Source organism: Methylobacterium sp. WL18 (assembly GCF_008040015.1).
In the GTDB taxonomy this organism is placed as follows: Bacteria; Pseudomonadota; Alphaproteobacteria; order Rhizobiales; family Beijerinckiaceae; genus Methylobacterium; species Methylobacterium mesophilicum.
In genome coordinates, this window is sequence record NZ_VRVD01000436.1 from 1 (window position 1) to 4002 (window position 4002).

General features: G+C 72.1%; 4 protein-coding genes. All 4 read left to right on the plus strand.

Going from position 1 to position 4002, the window contains the following annotated elements:
- On the plus strand, nucleotides 1–1963 hold a 1963-nt coding region (gene rnr / locus FV228_RS22380; protein WP_147856615.1), incomplete at its 5' end, for a ribonuclease R.
- Nucleotides 1964–1986: 23 nt separating this feature from the next.
- A complete protein-coding gene (locus FV228_RS22385) occupies nucleotides 1987–2457 on the plus strand; it encodes a DUF983 domain-containing protein (RefSeq protein WP_147856616.1) in 471 nt (156 codons plus the stop codon).
- Nucleotides 2441–3157: an NUDIX domain-containing protein gene (locus FV228_RS22390; protein WP_238260050.1), complete on the plus strand. Its 717-nt coding sequence runs from the start codon at nucleotides 2441–2443 to the stop codon at nucleotides 3155–3157. Before FV228_RS22385 ends, FV228_RS22390 begins: the two co-directional genes overlap by 17 nt.
- Nucleotides 3154–4002, plus strand: an 849-nt coding sequence (locus tag FV228_RS22395) for an MFS transporter (protein ID WP_246693993.1), incomplete at its 3' end; no start/stop codon positions are given. The genes FV228_RS22390 and FV228_RS22395, both read left to right, overlap by 4 nt.

The following is a 4002-nucleotide window of genomic DNA, read 5'->3' on the forward strand; positions in this document are numbered from 1 at the left end:
GCCCAAGGGCAACCGCCCGGCCGCCGGGATCGGCGACCGGGCCCTCGTCCGGGTCGAGCGCGACGCCGAGGGCGGCTATACCGGCCGGGTCATCAAGGTCATCGGAAAGAACAAGGCCGAGATCATCGGCGTCTACCGCGCCGGCGCGCAGGGCGGCCGGATCGTCCCCGTCGAGAAGCGCTCACAGGGCCGCGAGATCCTGATCCCGCCCGGCGAGGAGGGTCAGGCCCGGGACGGCGACCTCGTCAGCGTCTCGCTGGAGCGGGAGACGCGCTTCGGCCTGCCGCGGGGCCGCGTGCGGGAACGGCTCGGCTCGCTCGGCTCCGAGAAGGCCGTCAGCCTGATCGCGCTGCACCTGCACAACATCCCGCACGTCTTTTCGGACGCGACCCTGGCCGAGGCCGACGCTGCGGCCCGTGCCTCGCTCAAGGGTCGCGAGGATTGGCGCGATCGCCCGCTGCTGACCATCGATCCGCCGGACGCCAAGGACCACGACGACGCCGTGATGGCGGAGCCCGATTCCGACCCGGCCAATCCGGGCGGCTTCATCGTCACGGTCGCGATCGCGGATGTCGCGGCCTATGTCCGCCCCGGCTCGAGCCTCGACCGCGAGGCGCTGGAGCGGGGCAACTCGGTCTACTTCCCCGACCGCGTCGTGCCGATGCTGCCGGAGCGGATCTCGAACGATCTCTGCTCCCTGCGCGAGGGCGAGGACCGTCCGGCCATCGCGGTCCGGATGGTGGTCGCCGCCGACGGGGTGAAGCGCCGCCACACGTTCCACCGGGTGATGATGCGCTCGCGCGCCAAGCTCGCCTACGCGCAGGCGCAGGCCGCCATCGACGGGCAGGCGGACGCCGCAGCCGCGCCGCTGCTGGAGACGGTGCTGCGCCCGCTCTGGGCGGCCTACGCGGCCCTGCGCGAAGCCCGGGACCATCGCGGGCCGCTGGCCCTCGATTTGCCCGAGCGCAAGGTGCTGCTCTCGCCCGAGGGCGCGGTCGACCGGGTGATCGTGCCGGAACGCCTCGACGCGCACCGGCTGATCGAGGAGTTCATGATCCAGGCCAACGTCGCCGCCGCTGAGACCCTGGAGGCGGCCAAGCAGGCGCTGATCTACCGGGTGCACGACGAGCCGGCGCAGGAGAAGATGCAGGCGCTCGGTGAGGTCCTGGCCTCGGTCGGGATCAAGCTGCCCAAGGAAGGGGCGCTGCGCCCCGCCCTGTTCAACCGCATCCTCGGGTCGGTGGCCGGCAGCGAGCACGCGACCTTCATCAACGAGGTGGTGCTGCGCTCCCAGGCCCAGGCCATCTACGCCTCCGAGAATCTCGGCCATTTCGGGCTGAACCTGCGCCGCTACGCGCATTTCACCTCGCCGATCCGCCGCTACGCCGACCTGATCGTCCACCGGGCGCTGATCAGCGCCTGCCGCCTCGGCGCGGACGGCCTGCCCGCGGAGGTGTCGGCGGGCGAACTCGCGCAGATCGGCGAGCAGATCTCGGCGGCCGAACGCCGCGCCATGGCGGCGGAGCGGGAGACCATCGACCGGCTGATCGCGCACCATCTGGTCGACCGGATCGGAGCGACCTTCACGGGCCAGATCGCGGGCGTCACCCGGTCCGGCCTGTTCATCAAGCTCGACGAGACCGGGGCGGACGGGTTCGTGCCGATCTCGCAGCTCGGCGCCGACTATTTCCGCCACGAGGAGGCCCGGCACGCCCTGGTGGGCGAACGCAGCGGCGAGACCTTCCGATTGGGCGACAGGGTCGAAGTCCGCCTGGTCGAGGCCGCGCCGGTGGCCGGTGCGCTCCGGTTCGAGCTGCTCAGCGAGGGCAAGACCCGTTCCGGGCCCGGCGGAAAGGATGGCGGCGGCCGGAAGCCCGGCGGCGGCCCGTTTAAGGCCGCTCCCTCCGGGCGCCCGCCCGGCATCCGCAACTCCGGTACGCGCCATCGCGGCTCGCGCCGGTGACCCGCCCGGTGTAGACCCTGGTCATGGCCACCGACGCGATTCCCATGCGCACCCGCCTGATCCCCGCGATGGCGCGCGGCTTCATCGGCCGCTGTCCGCATTGCGGGGAGGGCCGGATCTTCGGGCGCTTCCTGAAGGTGCGTCCGGAATGCGACGCCTGCGGGCTGGAACTGCACCATCACCGCGCGGACGATCTGCCGCCCTACGTGGTGATCTTCATCGTCGCCCACATCGTCGGCTACCTGATCCTGGAGACCGAGACCGCCTACGATGTCCCCTTGTGGGTCGAGATGGGCGTCTGGCCGGTCTTCACGCTCCTGTTCGCTCTCGCGTTGCTCCAGCCGGTCAAGGGTGCCGTCGTCGGGTTGCAATACGCCCTTGGCATGCACGGCTTCGCCACGTTACCGCGGGGCCGCCCCGTTTCGGGGTTGAAGGAGACACGCCTTGCCGCAGCCGGAGCCGCAGCAGGAATCCGAGATCGCGACCAGCGCTGAGCGGCCGCCGTCCCCGGCGCGCCTGCGCCCGCGGGACGCCGCAACCCTGATCGTGCTGGACCGGCGCGGAAAGGGCGGCCCGAAGGTCCTGATGGGCCGCCGCAACCCACGGCTCGCCTTCATGCCCGGGCAGTTCGTGTTCCCCGGGGGCCGGATCGAACTCGGCGACCGCCACATGCCGGTGGCCGGCGCCCTGCCCGACTATGCCGAGGCCGCGTTGACCCGTCAGGTCTCCCGGCAGCCGCACCATCTCGGCCGGGCGCTGGCGCTGGCCGCCATCCGGGAGACCTACGAGGAGACCGGCCTGCTGCTCGGTACGAGCGAGCACGGCCCCCCGGAGAGCGCCCCCACGGGCTGGGAGGCCTTCGCCCGGCACGGGATCCTACCGGACCTGGAGGCGCTGCACTTGGTGGCCCGGGCGATCACCCCGCCCAAGCGCGTGCGCCGGTTCGATACGCGGTTCTTCGCTGTCGATCGCCGCATGGTCGCGGCCGAGGAGACCGGCCGGGTCAGCCCGGAGGCCGAGTTCACCGAACTCGCCTGGGTCCGCCTCGACGCGGCGCGCAAGCTCGACCTGCCCTTCATCACCCGCGCCATCCTGGACGATCTGGAGGCGCAGATCGCGGCCGATTTCGCGCCGCACCGGATGATCCCTTTCCACTACGAGCGCTACGGGCGCCGGGAACGAGTCGCTCTGTGAATGTTTCGGAAAGACCGGACCGGATCGTCGCGCCAAGCGGGATCGGGCCGGACACCGTGGCGGCGATCACCGCCGCCATCGCCTGCGTCACCGTGGTCGGGATCGGCCTCAGCCTGTCGATCCCGCTCCTGTCGATCGAGCTGGAGCGGCGCGGCGCGTCGAGCACGCTGATCGGGCTCAACACCGCGGTCGCCGGCATCGCCAGCATCTGCACGGTGCCGTTCGTGCCGCGGCTCGCGTCCCGGATCGGCGTCGCGCGGCTGCTCTGCCTGGCGCTGGTCGTGGGGGCGGTGAGCCTCGCCGCCTTCCCGATGGTGCCGGGCATCGCCCTGTGGTTTCCGCTGCGCTTCGTGTTCTCGGCGACGCTCGGCGCGCTGTTCGTGCTGTCCGAGTACTGGATCAACGCCGCCGCCCCGCCGGAGCGCCGCGGCCTGGTGATGGGCATCTACGCCACCGTGCTGGCGGCGGGCTTCGCGGTAGGCCCGGCGCTCCTGGCGCTGGTCGGGACCGAAGGCTTGCCCCCCTACCTGACCGGTGCCGCCCTGATGCTGGCCGGCGGCCTTCCGATCGTCCTCGCCCGGGGGCTATCGCCGACCATCGAGCACGGCTCCGGGCGCAGCATCCTCGCCTATCTCCGGTTCGCCCCCGGGGCGCTGCTCGCCGCCCTCGCGTACGGGGCGGTGGAGACCGGGATCTTCGCGATCCTGCCGCTCTACGGCCTGCGCCTGGGCTACGACGCGCAGGGCGCGGCCGGCCTCGTCAGCCTGATCGCGCTCGGCAACGTGCTGTTCCAGATCCCGTTCGGCTGGCTCGCGGACCGCGTCGACCGGCGCGCGGTGCTCCTC